Origin of the sequence: Daejeonella sp. (assembly GCF_030695525.1) — a bacterium.
Classification (GTDB): Bacteria; Bacteroidota; Bacteroidia; order Sphingobacteriales; family Sphingobacteriaceae; genus Daejeonella.
The window spans coordinates 1-16,549 of the sequence record NZ_JAUYSS010000056.1 but is presented as its reverse complement, the minus strand read 5'-3'; the positions used below and the strand labels follow the sequence as shown (position 1 = coordinate 16,549).

The window sequence follows — 16,549 nt, the reverse complement described above, 5'->3', positions numbered from 1 at the left end:
CTCCTTAAAATGGCTAATTTAAAAGAAGTAAGAAATCGTATAGCATCTGTCAGCTCGACTCAGCAGATAACCAAGGCCATGAAAATGGTTTCTGCGGCAAAGTTGAAACGGGCAACCGGTGCGATTATTCAGCTGCGTCCCTATGCAAATAAGATGAAAGACATTCTGTCAAATCTTTCAGCAAGCATGGACGGTTCCAATTCTCCATATACTCAGGAGCGTGAGCCGAATAAAGTATTGATTATCAGTATTTCATCTAACCGTGGTCTTGCAGGAGCATTCAATATGAATGTGATCAAGACGACAAATAACCTGATCTCAGAAAAATATTCTGATCAACTCCGTAAAGGAAATGTTCATATTGTTGCTATTGGTAAAAAAGTTCAGGATTTTTATGAGAAGCGGAAATATACGGTCATAGGGAATAACAATGAGTTATTTACTGATCTGAGTTTCGAAAATACTTCAAAGATCACTGAATCTGTGATGGCTGCTTTTGCTAAAGGTGATTATGACAGAGTGGAACTGGTGTATAACCAATTCAGAAATGCCGCTGTTCAAATTCTTACAACAGAGCAATTATTGCCCGTTCCAAAGTCCAATAAACTTACAGTAAACACAACTCAGGTTGATTATATACTTGAACCTTCACAAGAGGAGATTGTTGAACAACTGATCCCTAAATCAATCAAAACTCAGGTTTATAAAGCTGTTCTTGATTCGCATGCTTCTGAGCATGGTGCACGTATGACAGCAATGGATAAGGCAACAGAAAATGCCGGCGACTTATTGAAGGCATTAAAACTTTCTTACAATCAGGCAAGACAAGCTGCTATTACAACTGAGTTGACTGAGATCGTAAGTGGTGCAGCGGCTTTATCTAACGGTTAACATTTAGCAGATTCAGTTTTGAACTGTAAAATAGATTTGTAAATTTATACTTTCTCAATAAAAGGAAATGGAAGACACATCAAACAACAATAACTCTACCACTGAAGCTAACGATCCTTCACATTATACTACTATTACGGTAGGTATAGTAATCGGTCTTATCGGTATATTTTTACGTTTTACCGGTACATGGCCTATGATTGACATGGTGTCAAACATTATTTGGGTCGTTGGAATTGTAATCTGCTTAAGATCAGTTTTAAGAATATTAAAATAATTATTGTCTTAAGGTGAGAGGCTCATATCCAAGCGGTTATGAGCCTTTTTTATGAACTAAGCAGACTTTTAAGTTTAGAGTCTGTTTTCAGTTTTCTTAAGGCCGCTTCATAGGCCAACCAGTAAATCTCTTCGGTTTTTCTTACATCAAATACGCTGGTGGCCCCCATACCTCGGGGCTCAATTATGACGTCGCAATACCCTGCTTTAGTAGCCATATCTGAATTGATCGACATGATTATGGATCGTTCAACCAGCCTGCGATAGCTTTCAATTTTATCAGCCTCAGGGAGATGGTTACAGGATGAACCGATGATAAAATCACATTCTGATTTTATTGGCTCAACCGGAAAGTTGTTTAAAATGCCACCATCTATATAAATTTTCCCTCCGATATGAATCGGTTTAAAAAAGACAGGTATAGCGCTGGAAGCTAATATGGGGTTGATCAGTTCACCGGAACGGAAATAAGCTACTTTACACTCATTGAAATTCGTTGCGGTAATAACCGTAGGAATCTTTAGGCCTTCAAAAGAATCGTGGGGAAGAAATTCAAGTAATAGAGTTCTGATATTATCAAGGGACATCAGCCCTTTTGCTCCGAAAGCAGGTCTGATGTACTTGTAAAGGTGGGTCTTCATAAAAACCTTAAGAATTTCTGCAGGTTCAATACCCTGTGCGAAAAGTGCACCAACAATAGAACCAGCACTGGTTCCGCTAATCATGTCAAACTTTATCCCTGCTTCCGTAAGGGCCTGAAGGACACCTAAATGTGCAACTCCGCGTATTCCTCCTCCAGATAGTACTAAGCCAATTCTCATTTCTTATTCCATTAATCTCTTGGTTTATATTTGGATCCGGCAAGAATTTTTTGCGAATCCTTTTCAATCATTAGGTGCTGTAGACTAATATCAGGATTCTTTTCCATGTAATGCCTGACGATTTGCCACCCTGCCCAGACTCCCAGTTTGGGAGCTGATGAAGAGTTTTCTCCAATCCCGGGTGTAAATGGCGCTTCTGCAAGATACCTCTGAATTTTAAGATAATCGCTTTCAAATAAAAGCTCATTTTCCAGAAAATATGCCCAAATTCCTGCTTCATAATCCTTACACCATTGGAGCTGATCAGTGGTATAACCTATTTTCAGAACATCTGGAACTTCGGGTAAGACAGCATCCATAAAATATAGAATTTTGCCATTATAGACCATTTTTGAAAGCAGATTTCGATCCGCATCATTTTCAGGGAACATTTCTTCTCGGATGAAAGCTTCAACTACACGGGGACTAATATTCTCAGGACTGAATCTTCTGGAAATGTATTGTGGAATGCTCTGTCTCAATGCCGGATAGAACCGATCACCATTCTTTCCCAGGAACATGTCGAGACCAATTCCGATATAATCATTTCCAATAGGTGTTTGTACTGCAAATCCCGATATAAAGCTGATGAGGCGCGGAAATTTCTGCTTTGGGTAGTAATAGCGTATATACCTGAATGCCTGGTCCAGTTCGAACTTCTGTTTATTTAAATCCGGGAATGTTTGGGCTACCGTTGACTTAAGTTCGAGGTAATCCTTGTTTCCTAGTATGGTGCGGAGATTGGTGTAATAGGCGGTGTCCCTGGTATATCCTGCGCTGATGATCTTTTCCATATAATCATCGTAGAACCAGGTGTATTTTCTTCTTAGAACAGGAACTTCTGTTGAGATAGAATCTGGATTAACCTTGTTCAGATCCTGATCAAATCGCTCGATTGGAATATTTAATTTGATCTTGCTGATATCCGGCGACTTTTTGTTATTGCAGGAAAGAGCTGTAAGGCATATAAAAAAAAACAGGTAAATTTGAAGGTGTCTCATGGATACAGATTATCTGCTAAATTATAAAAATACTGCATGAAGATTGCGCTTGCCCAGCTAAATTATATTATTGGCGACTTTGAACATAATACTCAGAAAATAATAAAGACCATTCAGGATGCACGGAATAAGGGTGCTGATTTGGTAGTTTTCGCAGAATTATCTGTCTGTGGATATTCGCCCAGAGATTTTCTTGAATTTTCTGAGTTTGTTGAACTTTCTGAACAATCAGCAAAGAAAATAGCCGCTGCCTGTACTGATATTGCCTGCATTCTGGGTTTACCAACTCCAAACCCAAAAATCGAGGGGAAGGATCTTTACAATTCAGCCTGGTTTATTGAAAATACGCTGATCAAGGCTGTTGTAAATAAGGCATTATTGCCCAATTATGATGTTTTTGATGAGTATCGTTATTTCGAACCTTCGGTAGATTTCAGCTGTATTGATTTTATGGGGCATAAAATTGCCCTGACAATCTGTGAAGATCTGTGGAATATCAATGATAATCCAATGTATACTATTTGTCCTATGGATGAACTGATCAGGGAGAAACCTGATCTGATGATTAATATTGCTGCATCGCCTTTTGCATATAATCATGATGAGGAAAGGGTAAAAATACTCGGAGATAATTGCAGGAAATATAAACTGCCGCTTTTCTATTTGAATCAGGTTGGCGCACAGACTGAAATTATTTTCGATGGTGGTTCATTGGTTTTTGATGATACCGGAATGCTTCTCGATGAAATGGCTTATTTCTCTGAAGACATCAAAATTTATGAATTTGAAGAAAAGAAGGTTAAAGGCTACGAACCTAAAGGTCACGATGCCCAAAATGATATTCAACAGGTTCATGATGCTTTGATTCTTGGGATTAGGGATTATTTCGAGAAATCCGGATTCAGCAAAGCCATTCTCGGACTATCAGGAGGGATAGATTCTGCTCTTGTTTGTGCTTTGGCTTCCAAAGCTCTTGGTCCTGAAAATGTGATGGCAGTACTAATGCCATCAGAGTTTTCCAGTGACCATTCTGTGCAGGATGCATTGGATCTGGTTAAAAATCTGGGTTGTAAGCATGAAATTATACCCATCAGGGAAGCTGCTTCAGCATTCGAAAATATAATGAAGCCGGTTTTCAAGGATCTCCCCTTTAGTGTTGCTGAGGAGAATATTCAGGCAAGGAGCAGGGCAATAATAGTTATGGCGATGTCCAATAAGTTTGGTTACATTTTGCTAAATACTTCAAATAAGAGCGAATGTGCTGTAGGCTATGGCACCCTATATGGTGATATGGCGGGAGCTATTGCGGTAATTGGGGATGTTTATAAAACACAGGTCTATAAATTGTCACATTATATTAACCGAGAAAGGGAAATTATTCCAATGAACAGTATTGTAAAACCTCCATCAGCTGAACTGCGCCCCGGACAAAAAGATTCAGATTCCCTACCTGAATATGATATTCTGGATACAATATTATTTCAATATATTGAACTTAGGAAGAGTTCATCAGCAATAATCGAACAAGGATTTGATGAATCCCTTGTAAAAAGGGTTCTCCGAATGGTTAATGTCGCCGAATTTAAGCGAAACCAGGCACCTCCAATCTTAAGGGTGTCTCCCAAGGCCTTTGGAATGGGGAGGAGACTGCCAATTGTTGGGAAATACCTTAGTTAGTTGATAATGGATAGTTGATAATTGAAAGTGGAAACCCTGTAGCTATCGGGTTGATAGTGAGCTCGATAGGAAAACATAAGCTTAAACAGAGCATGTCATTCAGAGGAGCTGATGAATTTATGATTTCAAGGCTTTATTAAATAAAAAAACCTCCCGAAGGAGGTTTTTTTATTTGTAAAAATATGGTTTACCTTTTATTAATTATTAGGTTTCACCTTTATACTATCACCATCGATCTTGATTTTACCATCTTCATCTTTCATCTTCATCTCGTCTCCGTCAATTTTGAGTTTAGAACCATCAGGATATTTAATTTTGAGCTTATCACCATCACGTTTTACTTTAGTTTCATCAAGCATCCATTTACCATCTGCCTGCCTGAGCACATGATTTACAACCACACCTGTTTGAAACAAAGTATCACCCGCATTGTTGGTGTAGAATTCTACCGGAACTCTTTCAATACTGTCGATAGCCCATCCTGTTTGTGGATCCATAATGATATAAACTGTTTTGCCGGTACTTAGATTGGTATAATTACCGGGTTCAACTCTGGCTTCAGGCTCATAATACTCAGACTCCTCAGAAGTCATAGTTGTATCACCATCCATATCATTTTTCTGATTACTGTTACATCCTATAAATGCTGAACCTATAACTACAGCAAATAGAATTGATTTAATGTTTTTCATTTTTTTTTAGTTTAATTTTTTTGTTTTGTTACAACTCCGTCTTCAATTTTTGTTTTTGAATCCCCGTCTTTGATCTTTACATCACCATCTGCATCTATTTTCTTTTTATAATCCCCGTCTTTGATCTTTATATCGCCATCTCCATCAACTTTCAGCTTGTAATCGCCATCTTTAATTTTATAGTCATCACCATCAACCTTTTTCTTGTAATCGTCATATTTGATTTTTATTTCATCATCATCAACTTTTACCTTGGTGTCATCAACTTCATAGTATCCAGCTTCAGTAGCAATGAGCTTATCGTTCACAACGATACCGGTTGTGAAGATGGTGTCCTTTTGACTATTGACGTAAAGATAGACCGGTTTCCTGGTTTCACTGTTGATGGCATACCCGGTTTCCGGATCGGCAATAACCGTAATTGACTCTCCGGTATTGAGATCTACATAAGTTCCGGGTTCAACTTTGCTTCCACTGTTACAGGATGCGAGAGCCAGTAAGGATACTGCGCTCATTAATTTAAAAGAAGTGTTCATAGTCATTTTTGGTTAATAATGGGTTAAAATCAATCTGGTAAAAGTTTTAAAAATAAAACCGGGTAATTAAGAATTCAGACTGAAGTTTGAGAATGGAAAATTTCATATTTCCCATTCCCTATTCCCATTATTAAAAATGCCTATATCATCGTTGCACGTACACGTTCAAGCAGGGCTTTGGTTTTAAGGATACCTTCATATTCTCCCAATTGCTCCCCTTCGTATTCAATCCCCACATAGCCTTTAAATCCTGAATCCTTAACTATCTTAAGCATTCTGTTATAATCGGTTTCAATGCAATTACCTTGTGCATCAAAGTCCATAGATTTAGCACTTACTGCTTTGGCGTAAGCCATCATTTCATAAGTGCCTTTATATTTATCATACTCTTCAATGCATTTATTCTTACTATCACGCGTAAGGCAAAAATTATTAAAGTCTGGTAGGGTACCTACATTTTTCATGCCAACATTCTTCATCACAGTCGAAAGCCAGTACCCATTCGAGCTATATCCTCCATGGTTTTCAACGATGACATTGATATTTTCTTTTACTGCATATTCACCTAAAAGCCTGAGACCTTCAATTGCTGCTTTTTGTACCTCATCTGCGCTTCCCACACCATACGCATTCACCCGGATCGAACTGCAGCCAAGGTATTTGGCAGCCTCTACCCACTTTTTATGGTTGTCTACTGCCTGAACTCGTTTAGCAGTATCGAGCTCTCCTAGATTCCCTTCTCCATCACACATAATCAGGTGATTCTTTACGCCGTTATCAGAGCATCGTTTTAGCAATTCATTCAGATAGCTGGTGTCTTTTGCTTTATCCTTGAAAAAGGTATTTACATATTCCACAGCACTGATACCAAATTCTTTTTTGGTTATCACCGGAAAATCCAGATTGTCAATTTTTTTGCTCCGGAGTGACCTATGTAAAGACCATTGAGCCAGAGAGATTTCGAAAAATGAGTTTTTTATATCGGCAGCATTTGGATTATTACTCTGGTGCATTTTTCCGGCACATGAATAAAATGCGGATGGTAAAATTGCAATTCCTGCAAGGCCTGTGACCTGTTTTATGAATTTACGGCGGTGGTTGGACATGTAAATTATTTTAGATTGGTGAATTTTGAATTTACATTAAATAAAATTATCGTGAAAATTAAAGTGTGATAATATTCCAACTTCAATGTGCAAATCATGTTCAAAATGCTTGAGAAATAATCAATTATCATAGAACCGTCAGATACTTGTAACAAACCTGAAAACTGAATGTGTTGTACTTTAAATTGTGTTTCTTTGTTTAGTGAATTAATACATTATAAAGGTTCTGTGTCCGTATAATATAGCCCGAACCCGAATAAAATCTGGTTTTTAGTTTAGTTTTAGTTTAGTGAGATCCGTTCTGAAAAGAGCGGATCTTTCTTTTTATAATGCATTAGATTTTCGTTTCTTTAATTTCGTCAGTACTAAGATTAAGGCAAATACTCCACTCCCTATTGATCCGGCTCTGGCTATATAATCACCATACCTGACATAAAAACTTAATTCCTCATTCAGGTTAATATCTTGTTTAAGGGCTTCCTGAACCCACCATTTGGTACGCTGAACAATATCACCACGCTGATTGATGAAAGCAGAAATTCCGGTATTTGCCGACCTTGCCACCCATCTTCTGGTTTCAATAGCCCTGAGTTTTGCATAGTCCAGATGCTGATCTTTACCTGAGGTGTTTCCCCACCAACCATCATTGGTAATGATTGCAATGAATTGTGCATCCTTTTTAATATAGTCTGCAACATATTCGCCCCAGATGGATTCATAACAAATTACGGGAGCAGAACCGATTCCGCTTTGGGAATAGAATACCGAAGGTTCATCCTGTTTTCCATAGCTCCCTGTAGCTCCTCCAAATGCGGCAAAGGCAGGCTTTAAAAATGATAATGCGTTTGAAAAGGGGGTTTGTTCGACTCCCGGGACCAGTTTCGACTTATGATAGAATTGCAGGGTGCCTGAATTCTCTACAGATACAGCAGCATTGAATACATCAAAATAGATACCACTGTTTTGGTTGTATCGTGCAGTTGCTGTTTCTGCCGAATCATATATGGCAAAACTCTCAATTCCGGATATCAAATTTGAATTTTTGTATCTGGTTAAAAAATTCTGAATTGTTTTAAAGCTCTCTTCCCCTCTGAATGTTTTCTCCTCTGTACCCTGTGATATTGCAGTTTCCGGCCAGATAAAATATTCGGTATTGGCTTGCCCTAATGAATCTGAAAGATGAATCAAACGGGTAATTTGTTCAGAAGGTGGCATGGTTCCGAATTTTTGATAGGGATCAATATTAGGTTGTACGACAACAATATTGGCCGGATTTGCTTTTTCAGTATGGTTGTGATAAATGAATAATGAGATGAGCAGGGGTAGAGTTACCAGAATTGTTACGGGTATAATCAAGCGATTTTTATTCATTTTAAGTGTACCTGTCTTAAGTGTTAACCAGATCTCAAAAAATAAAATATTAGAAAGTAGAATCCAAAGCGTGCCTCCGTAAACACCAGTGTATTCATACCATTGTATCAGCTGATGAGATGTAGCGAATCCATTTCCAAGATTCATCCATGGGAATGCGAGGTCCCAGCTCTGATGCAGGTATTCATAGCCAATCCAGAAACAAATGAGGCCGGCATAAGCCCAAACCTTTGAAGTGATTAATCTCAGTCTATAGTATAACCAGAATGCAAGGGTCATTAAAACTGCTCCCAAACCAAAGGGAATCAGTGAAATAATGGCCGCCACCCAGGTAGGCATTGCCGAGTTCAGGGAATTGAAAACCCAGTAGATACTTGCTGTATTCCAGGTAAAAAAACAAAGAAATGTAGTCCGGAATATTAATTTCCCCCTGTTTTTTATCTGAGTTCCAATAATGTTTTCTGTCGCCAGTAATATAGGAACAAGTGCTATCAGAAGAATCGGGGAGCTAAAGGGTATAGGTGGCCAGGCAAACCAAAGTAAGAAAGCACTTAAAAGTGCGAGCTGATAATTTCTTTTCATCAAAGTCGGGCTAGGATTTCTGCCTTTTTATTTTCATACTCTTCCTGGCTGATTAATTGTTTCTCATACAGTATTTTTAATTTCTGTAGCTTTTGGGTTATTTCATCTTCTGCATCTGTAACATTTAGCTCTGTAATTGCGGATGTACTTTGCTCCTCAACTTCAATGTAAGATGCGTAATCATCCCCCAGGTTCTCATTCTGTAGCACGCTAATTTTTCCCTCAAATCCCGGTAAGGTCTTTGCTTTTTCCAATTGTTCATTACAGAACTGATAGAGTTTACGTGCCTGGACTTTAGGAATAAAATCGATTGCAATGTTTTCACCTCTCTGTGGGATGGTAATAAATTTTGATCCAAAGAATTCTTCTTTGAAAGAAACCTCCTTTACTTCTGCCCATGGGAATGTTTTATACGTCATGGTAAGGCCCAGATTTTCCGGAATACAAAATACAATGCGTTTATTGGTCACTGCAATGCAATCTGGAATCAGGGTTACGGCAGGTTTTTTTTGTATTGCCAGATAGATTACAGCCTCTCCAGAGGTAAGCATATCCCGCAGTTTCCCCAAAACTTTTTCTGCAGTTCTTGGATCCTGATCATCTGTTAAATATTGTTCAATTAACATAATCTAGTTTTTATTAATTATAAATTTTATTTGCCTGCTACACAAATGACGATCTCACCTTTTAAAGTATGAGTCTCAAAATGTATTTTTATTTCCTTTAGACTGCCTCTGACAGTTTCTTCAAATAGTTTTGTTAATTCTCTCGAAACTGATGCCTGCCGCTCTGCTCCAAAGTATTGTGCAAACTCTTCGAGGGTTTTTAACAGGCGATGCGGCGATTCATAAAATATCATGGTTCGGTTTTCGTTTACGAGTTCTTTCATCCTCGTTTGCCGACCTTTCTTAACCGGCAGAAAGCCTTCAAAAGTAAAACGATCAGCAGCAAGACCTGAATTAACCAGGGCAGGAACAAAAGCAGTAGCGCCCGGAAGGCAATCTATCGGCAGATTATTACGAATAGCTTCCCGAACAAGCAAAAAACCCGGATCAGAGATCGCCGGTGTACCCGCATCAGAAATAAGTGCGATTTGTTTACCCTCTTTAAGGAAACGAATCACTTCTGTTACAGACTTGTGTTCATTATGCTGATGATGGGAATATAACTTCTTATCAATTCCAAAATGTTTTAATAATGGAGCGCTGGTGCGGGTATCTTCTGCAAGAATCAGATCAACTTCCTTGAGAATGCGGACTGCCCGGAAGCTCATGTCTTCCAGATTGCCAATCGGCGTAGGTACAAGATAAAGTTTGCCGCTCATTTTTTCTATTCTTATTCAGGTATTCATTCAGGAAAAACTCCAAAATCAAAGCCCAAACTCCAAACTGTTTATATCTTTGTCTAAAATTATTAAAGATGCTGCAAGTTAGTTATATCCGCGAAAATAGGGAGGAAGTTTTAAATCGTTTATCTGTCAGGAATTTTAAAAATCCTGAGCTGGTTGATCAGATCATAAAGCTTGATGATGACCGTCGTCAGACTCAAACCCTTTTGGATTCCATTGCTGCCGAGGCTAATGCAGCTGCAAAAAAGGTTGGCGAACTAATGCGTCAGGGATTAAAGGAAGAGGCCGAAGCAATAAAGGCGAAGACTACTTCATTCAAAGAGCAAACACGAACAATCGGAGATAAACTTTCTGCTATCGAGATCCTCTTGCAGGCTGAGTTGGTGCTTTTACCTAATTTGCCACATCATTCTGTCCCGAAAGGTATTGGAGCCGATGATAATCAGGTTGCTTTTGAACATGGTGTGATTCCACAGCTTATGGCGGCTGCCTTACCTCATTGGGAACTCGCTGCAAAATATGACATCATAGATTTTGAATTAGGCAACAAAATTGCGGGTGCCGGTTTTCCGGTTTATAAAGGCAAGGGGGCTAAACTACAGCGTGCACTGATCAATTTCTTTCTGGACAATGCAGAGGCAGCAGGTTACCGCGAGATGCAGCCGCCAATTGTTGTGAATGAGGCCTCAGGTTTTGGTACCGGGCAACTTCCGGATAAAGAAGGTCAGATGTATCATATTACCGGAGATAATCTTTATCTGATTCCTACTGCTGAGGTTCCGGTCACAAATTTATACCGTGATGTGATTTTGAAAGCCGAAGAATTACCCATAAAAAATTGCGCATATACGCCCTGTTTCCGCCGTGAAGCAGGATCCTATGGAGCTCATGTACGTGGTTTGAACCGTTTACATCAGTTCGACAAGGTTGAGATTGTGCAGGTTGTGCATCCTGATCACTCTTATGAAGTTTTGGAGAATATGAGCAATTATGTTCAGTCCTTATTGCAAAAACTTGAATTGCCTTACCGTGTACTCAGTTTATGTGGTGGAGATATGGGTTTCACATCAGCAAAAACATATGATATGGAAGTCTGGTGTGCTGCCCAGGCACGCTGGCTGGAGGTTTCTTCAGTTTCCAATTTTGAAACATACCAGACTAATCGCCTTAAGTTGCGTTATAAGAGCGGGGATGGAAAGCCTCAGCTGGCTCATACCTTAAATGGAAGTGCATTGGCATTGCCGCGTATTGTGGCCTCTTTATTGGAAAATAATCAGGATGACAAGGGTATAAAAATTCCGGCTGCGCTGGTGCCATATACAGGATTTGAATATATCAGTTAGGCTTTTTAATAGAATATGTTCCCCTCTGGTCGGTGTTCTCACCGTACCAAGCACGATCATATCATTGGTCGGTGATAACACCTACCACAGGGAAATAAGACTCTGGAGCCAAATAGTTTGATTTTTGAAACCAATACCTGTGTGTTATAGGCAGGTTCAGCCCTTTCCTCCGGAGTATTTCCGGCAAGAAATCGCGTTCCATTTCAAATTACAAATAGCCGGAAGATACCTCCTCCGGCAAGGTTTATTTTACCCGGAGATGTTTTTCATAGGACCGGGCAGCCCGGAGTTGTTGGTGCGCGCAGAATGTCATTATTTAAGGGGCTTTGTAATTGCAAGGATCTAAATTGGAAACATTTTTTAGAAAGAATAACCGGCAATAATGAGGTTAGGATTGCGGTATTATGGGTTTCCACACCTATGATTGTTTTCACTGATCAGGGGATGTGAGAATGTGTTTGGAACAGTGAGAGCACCAACCAGAGGGAAAGGAAAGTGAAAAAAAGGATCTCGCAGAGACGCAGAGACGCGAAAAATATCATCTAAAATAGTTGTTTTAAATAATATGCGGACATTGCGTCTTAGCGTCTTTGCGAGAGTGAATTTTGAGAAGTACAAGAGGAAAATGGATAGTATAATACCCGGCAAGATTTTATCCCAAACTCACTTTAATTTAAAACAGATCTATTATCAATTCCAGAATTTTCCACATCACCCAGACAAAAATCAGAATACAGATAGTCAGGATGGCTATGATCCAAATCAGCGTTCCCGTACCACTGCCCTGATGCTTGCCTTCTTCGTAATATTCTTTCATAAGACGGATGTTTCTTGAATTTGATTTATAGGCAAAGTCAAATATTTGTCCGACAATAGGAATAGCGCCAATAGTTGAGTCCAGAATGATGTTCAGAAGCATTAAAATCAGAACTTTGCGGCTCAGGCCATATCGTGCCAAGGTAAGGACCAGCACAAAGGAAACTACAAAACCCGATACTCCGCCAAGTACCGGGATTAAATTTAACAGCGGGTCAATGCCAAACCTGAAATTTGTTCCCGGTACACGAAATTTTTCGTCCATAAGGTAGGAAACACGTTCTGCCCAGTTCAATTTTGGACTCAGCTTTTTTTGCATATAAAATTTGATTATTTTACTACTCTTGATAATTTATGCAAAATTTATGCCATTTAGATCAATTGGAATAGGGTTTTGAACCCAAATCTTATTTGGTATCAGGTTTTTTATTATTTACCTTAGGGACAAATTAGGTTATTTATGAATATTAAGAAAATACTGATAGCGAATAGGGGAGAAATTGCCATCAGGATTAGTCGCGCCTGCAATGAATTGAACATACAGACCGCGGCTATTTATACTTACGAAGATCGTTATTCGCTTCACCGTTACAAGGCAGATGAGGCCTATCAGATTGGGGAAGATAACGATCCTTTAAAGCCTTATCTTGATATTCAGGCCATTATTGAGATGGCCAAATACTGCAAAGCAGATGCTATCCACCCCGGATACGGCTTTTTGTCAGAAAATCCAGAGTTTGCCCGTCAGTGTGCAGAAAATGGAATTATTTTTATCGGGCCAAGACCCGATGTAATGATCGCTTTGGGAGATAAAATTACTGCAAAAACTGTTGCTAAAAATGCCCAAATCCCGATCATAGAAAGCAATGAACCCGACCTGAACAGTCTTGATATTGCACTTTCTGAAGCTGAGCGCATCGGTTTTCCGATGATTTTAAAGGCAGCTTCAGGTGGTGGTGGACGTGGAATGCGGGTTGTAAGAACCGAAGAAGAGCTTAAAAAAGCATTCCCGGAAGCTAAAAGTGAAGCAAAAAATGCCTTTGGTGATGATACCGTATTTCTTGAGAAGTTCATCGAGCGTCCACGTCATATAGAAGTTCAGATTGTTGCTGATAATTATAAGAATGTGATGCACCTGTATGAGCGTGATTGTTCTGTTCAAAGGCGTTTCCAGAAGGTTGTTGAAGTAGCACCTTCATTGAATTTAAAGGATGAAACCCGCGGGAAATTGTATCATTATGCTGTAAGCATCGCGAAAGCTGTTAACTACAATAATGTTGGAACGGTTGAGTTTCTGGTAGATTCGGATGAGCGCATCTATTTCATTGAGGTTAATCCAAGGATACAGGTAGAACATACTGTTACAGAAATGATCACCGGTATAGATCTGATCAAAACCCAGATTTATATTGCCGATGGTTATAAACTGTCAGATCCGGAAATCGGACTTCCTGATCAGGCTCTGGTCATGAAGAATGGTTTTGCAATGCAATGCCGTATCACGACCGAGGACCCATCAAACGGATTTAAGCCGGATTATGGAACACTGATCACCTACCGTAACGCAACCGGTTTCGGTGTGCGATTGGATGAGGGAAGTACCTACCCGGGTATGAAGATCAGTCCCTTTTTTGATTCCATGCTGGTTAAAGTAAGCACCCAGGGTGCGACTTTAGTTGATGCAGCCCGTAAAATGAACCGTGCATTGCGTGAATTCAGGATCAGAGGTGTAAAAAATAATATTCAGTTCCTTGAGAATCTGATCAATCATCCCGTTTTTGTTGAAGGCAAAGCAACCGTTAATTTTATACAGGAGTATCCTGAATTATTTGCCATCACAACGGGGCTTGACCGTGGAACACGAGTTTTGTCCTTCCTTGGTGATATTTCCCTAAACGGAAACCCAGATGTAAAAAACTTTGATCCAAAAGTACGTCTTGAAAAACCACCTATTCCGGAGTTTGACCATATGGCTCCTTATCCTAAGGGTACCAAAGACATGCTTACTGAATTGGGTGCCGAAGGATTTTGTACCTGGCTGAAGAACGAAAAGAAGATCTATTATACCGATACAACTTTCCGTGATGGCCATCAGTCCTTACTGGCTACCCGCATGCGCACCTATGATATGCTGAAGGTTGCCGAAGCCTATGCCAAAGATCATCCCCAAACCTTTAGTATGGAGGCCTGGGGCGGTGCTACTTTTGACGTTTGTCTGAGGTTCCTGCACGAAGACCCATGGATCAGACTACAGAAGCTAAGAGCAGCAATGCCCAATATCCTGATTCAAATGCTGATCAGAGGATGTAATGGTGTTGGATATTCTGCTTATCCGGATAATCTGGTTGAATCCTTTGTTCAGAAAAGCTGGGAGAATGGGGTAGATGTATTCCGGATTTTCGATTCCCTGAACTGGATGGAAAATATCGCTCCATGTATCGATATGGTGCGAAAAACAGGCGGAATTGCTGAAGGTGCATTATGTTATACCGGAGATATTCTGGATCCCAAACGTACTAAGTATAATCTTGAATATTATTTACGACTGGCCAAAGATCTGGAGAATGCAGGATCGCATATTCTGGGTGTTAAAGACATGTCGGGTTTACTTAAACCATACGCAGCCAAAATATTAATTGAGGCATTAAAGGATACAATAAAGATCCCTATTCACCTGCATACTCATGATACCTCCTCTCTGCAGTCGGCTACTTATATGCAGGCTATTGATGCAGGGGTGGATGTAGTTGATTGTGCATTGGGAGCACTATCCGGAATGACCTCTCAGCCTAATTTCAATTCCATAGTTGAAATGATGCGCTTTCATGAGCGTGAGAACCCCTACGATATTAAATCACTCAATCAGTTCAGTAATTACTGGGAAGCTGTTCGTGATTATTATCATCCCTTTGAATCGGGCATGAAATCCAGTTCAGCTGAAGTATTCCAGCATGAGATTCCGGGTGGTCAGTATTCTAATCTGAAGCCTCAGGCAATTGCCCTGGGTCTGGGTGATAAATTTGAAGAGATTAAGGAGCGTTATGCCGATGTTAATGAGATGTTTGGGGATATTGTTAAAGTTACACCAAGCTCAAAGGTAGTTGGTGATCTTGCACAATATATGGTTGCAAACAATATCAGCAAGGAAGATATCTTCACAAAGGGAGATCAGATCTCTTTTCCAGAATCTGTTGTTTCTTATTTTATGGGAGAGCTTGGACAACCTGAAGGGGGATTCCCTCAGGAGCTCCAGCGGATTATTCTGAAAGGTAAAGTGCCTCTTACAGATCGTGCAGGTAAACATATCCCTGCATTGAATCTGGATCATGATTTTAAGGAATTTAAGAAGAAATTCGGTGAAGATCTTCCCTATACCACTTACCTGTCTTATAAGTTCTATCCTAAAGTAACTGAAGATTACCTGCTCATGTTCAGGAAATATGGTGACGTTGATGTGGTTCCGACCAAATATTTTCTGTATGGGATGAAGCCAGGTGAGGAAACAACGGTGCAAATTGCTCCGGGTAAAACCTTACTCGTCCGACTGCAGTCTATTGGCCCTGCGGATGATAAAGGAATGCGTACAGCATTCTTTAAATTAAATGGGCAGACAAGAAATATTGAAGTGCAGGATAGGTCAATTAAGGTAATCCGCCAGGAGAACAGAAAGGCTGAAAAAGATAATGAACGTCATGTTGCCTCACCTTTACAGGGGATGCTTTCCAAAGTTTTTGTTAAAAAAGGTGATGAAGTGAAGAAAAATCAGCCTTTGTTTATGGTCGAAGCCATGAAAATGGAAACCAATATTGCCGCAAATAATGATGGTATTGTTGGGGATATTATTTTAACGCCCGGTACATTGGTTAATACGGATGATTTGGTGCTTGAGATAGAATTGAGAATGGAGAGTTGAGAATCACTAGTGTCCGGGGAAATTGAAATCGTAAGATTAAAAATCAAATCTCATAATTTTCTCTCTACTTTTCCTGCAGCAGAAAAGTAGCAAAATGCCGCCGCTGCACCTGATGCTATTAAAGTTAATGCTTTGGC

The 16,549-nt window shown here is 39.7% G+C and carries 14 protein-coding genes; 5 read left to right on the top strand and 9 right to left on the bottom strand.

Annotated features, from left to right (window positions below):
• Positions 1–9: 9 nt before the first annotated feature.
• Positions 10–891, top strand: coding sequence for an ATP synthase F1 subunit gamma (gene atpG, locus Q8S11_RS13005; protein WP_305662545.1), 882 nt, complete (start codon positions 10–12; stop codon positions 889–891).
• A gap of 67 nt (positions 892–958) precedes the next feature.
• On the top strand, positions 959–1,168 hold the full coding sequence (locus Q8S11_RS13000) for a hypothetical protein (RefSeq protein ID WP_305662544.1): 210 nt from the start codon (positions 959–961) through the stop codon (positions 1,166–1,168).
• 49 nt (positions 1,169–1,217) lie between these two features.
• On the opposite strand, the gene Q8S11_RS12995 is transcribed toward Q8S11_RS13000, so the two are convergent.
• Positions 1,218–1,988, bottom strand: a complete 771-nt coding sequence (locus Q8S11_RS12995) for a patatin-like phospholipase family protein (RefSeq protein ID WP_305662543.1) — start codon at positions 1,986–1,988, stop codon at positions 1,218–1,220.
• Between the two features lie 11 nt (positions 1,989–1,999).
• Positions 2,000–3,028 (bottom strand): gliding motility lipoprotein GldB, encoded by a 1,029-nt coding sequence (gene gldB, locus Q8S11_RS12990; RefSeq protein WP_305662542.1) that lies wholly within the window; start codon positions 3,026–3,028, stop codon positions 2,000–2,002.
• A 36-nt stretch (positions 3,029–3,064) separates the two neighbouring features.
• Between gldB and Q8S11_RS12985 the strand changes: the two genes are divergently transcribed.
• A complete protein-coding gene (locus Q8S11_RS12985) occupies positions 3,065–4,705 on the top strand; it encodes an NAD+ synthase (protein ID WP_305662541.1) in 1,641 nt (546 codons plus the stop codon).
• Between the two features lie 197 nt (positions 4,706–4,902).
• Here Q8S11_RS12985 and Q8S11_RS12980 read toward each other — a convergent pair whose 3' ends face one another.
• The 6 genes from Q8S11_RS12980 to rsmI all read right to left on the bottom strand — a co-directional run bounded on the left by Q8S11_RS12980 (position 4,903) and on the right by rsmI (position 10,316).
• The gene (locus Q8S11_RS12980) at positions 4,903–5,397 is read right to left on the bottom strand and encodes a hypothetical protein (RefSeq protein ID WP_305662540.1); all 495 of its coding nucleotides are present in this window, start codon (positions 5,395–5,397) and stop codon (positions 4,903–4,905) included.
• Between the two features lie 11 nt (positions 5,398–5,408).
• Positions 5,409–5,912 carry a hypothetical protein gene (locus tag Q8S11_RS12975; RefSeq protein ID WP_305662539.1) on the bottom strand — a complete coding sequence of 168 codons (504 nt, stop codon included), beginning with the start codon at positions 5,910–5,912 and terminating at the stop codon, positions 5,409–5,411.
• A gap of 161 nt (positions 5,913–6,073) precedes the next feature.
• On the bottom strand, positions 6,074–7,039 hold the full coding sequence (locus tag Q8S11_RS12970) for a sugar phosphate isomerase/epimerase (protein ID WP_305662538.1): 966 nt from the start codon (positions 7,037–7,039) through the stop codon (positions 6,074–6,076).
• 324 nt (positions 7,040–7,363) lie between these two features.
• Complete coding sequence (gene lnt / locus Q8S11_RS12965; protein ID WP_305662537.1) at positions 7,364–8,992, bottom strand: apolipoprotein N-acyltransferase; 1,629 nt, start codon at positions 8,990–8,992, stop codon at positions 7,364–7,366.
• On the bottom strand, positions 8,992–9,618 hold the full coding sequence (locus Q8S11_RS12960) for a PH domain-containing protein (RefSeq protein ID WP_305662536.1): 627 nt from the start codon (positions 9,616–9,618) through the stop codon (positions 8,992–8,994). Before Q8S11_RS12960 ends, lnt begins: the two co-directional genes overlap by 1 nt.
• 26 nt (positions 9,619–9,644) lie before the next feature.
• Positions 9,645–10,316, bottom strand: a complete 672-nt coding sequence (gene rsmI, locus Q8S11_RS12955) for a 16S rRNA (cytidine(1402)-2'-O)-methyltransferase (protein ID WP_305662535.1) — start codon at positions 10,314–10,316, stop codon at positions 9,645–9,647.
• 95 nt (positions 10,317–10,411) lie between these two features.
• Here rsmI and serS point away from each other — a divergent pair, with 95 nt between their 5' ends.
• The gene (serS, locus tag Q8S11_RS12950) at positions 10,412–11,683 is read left to right on the top strand and encodes a serine--tRNA ligase (RefSeq protein WP_305662534.1); all 1,272 of its coding nucleotides are present in this window, start codon (positions 10,412–10,414) and stop codon (positions 11,681–11,683) included.
• Positions 11,684–12,356: 673 nt separating this feature from the next.
• Here the strand turns inward: serS and Q8S11_RS12945 are convergent.
• The gene (locus tag Q8S11_RS12945; RefSeq protein WP_305662533.1) at positions 12,357–12,818 is read right to left on the bottom strand and encodes a DUF4112 domain-containing protein; all 462 of its coding nucleotides are present in this window, start codon (positions 12,816–12,818) and stop codon (positions 12,357–12,359) included.
• 141 nt (positions 12,819–12,959) lie between these two features.
• Between Q8S11_RS12945 and Q8S11_RS12940 the strand changes: the two genes are divergently transcribed.
• Positions 12,960–16,412 (top strand): pyruvate carboxylase, encoded by a 3,453-nt coding sequence (locus tag Q8S11_RS12940; protein ID WP_305662532.1) that lies wholly within the window; start codon positions 12,960–12,962, stop codon positions 16,410–16,412.
• The last annotated feature ends 137 nt before the right edge of the window (positions 16,413–16,549 follow it).